Genomic DNA, 786 nt, shown 5'->3' with positions numbered 1-786 from the left:
AATTATGGTAAATATGGAATTAATTTGGATTTATTGCATTCTGCAAATACACAGATATTTCTTTATTCAATTTTGCTAAATGGTGGCACAGAATCTACTTTGCCACATAATGAATGCTTCTTTGAGAGCTTGAATTTAAATGAGAATTCAAGCTTTAATGCAATAAATTCAAACAATAATTTAAACTTTAATGTTTTAAATTCAAGTGATTTAAATTCAAGCAAGGCATATTCAAACAACGATTTAGACGAATCCAAACCTATTTATTATTTAGAATATGATGAATTTGATTTAAATTCAAGGGATTCTAGCAAATCTTTAAATTCAAACAACTCCACCCAAATCCTCCAAGTCTTTCTAAACAAGCATAAATTAACAATATTAAATTATTCAATTTTAAATTCAAGCCTAAATATAAAATTAGAATGCAAAAGCAAAGAGGCTAATAAAATTAAAGAAAATGAAATAAATCAACAAAAAGAGCTTGAATTTAAGAAAAATAACATAAATTTAAGCAGCACCGCCCTTCTTTGTCCCATCCTAGAATGCGATGAGTTAAGATGCATTCACGGAGGCAGGGTTTTATTAAAAAGCAATTTAGGCAAAAGCATCAAGGCAAAGCTAAAAGATGATTCAATAAAAGATGCACCCATAATGCTTGAATCTGACTTGCTTTATTCGCCTATATTAAACTGTCCTAATAGCATTGCTGGAATTGCTAATCCTTGCACTCAAATTGCTTTAATCTTACCAAGTGCAAGGGGATTAAAAAAATACAATGAAGAT

The 786-nt window shown here is 29.1% G+C and carries 1 pseudogene; it reads left to right on the top strand.

The annotated features are described in order from the left end of the window. Nucleotides 1-24: 24 nt before the first annotated feature. Nucleotides 25-786: pseudogene (locus DMC01_RS12665) on the top strand (hypothetical protein); the annotation flags it as partial.

The organism is Campylobacter troglodytis, assembly GCF_006864425.1.
GTDB lineage: Bacteria > Campylobacterota > Campylobacteria > Campylobacterales > Campylobacteraceae > Campylobacter_D > Campylobacter_D troglodytis.
Note: the sequence above shows the minus strand (reverse complement) of the source record. Positions and strands in the feature narration are given on the sequence as shown.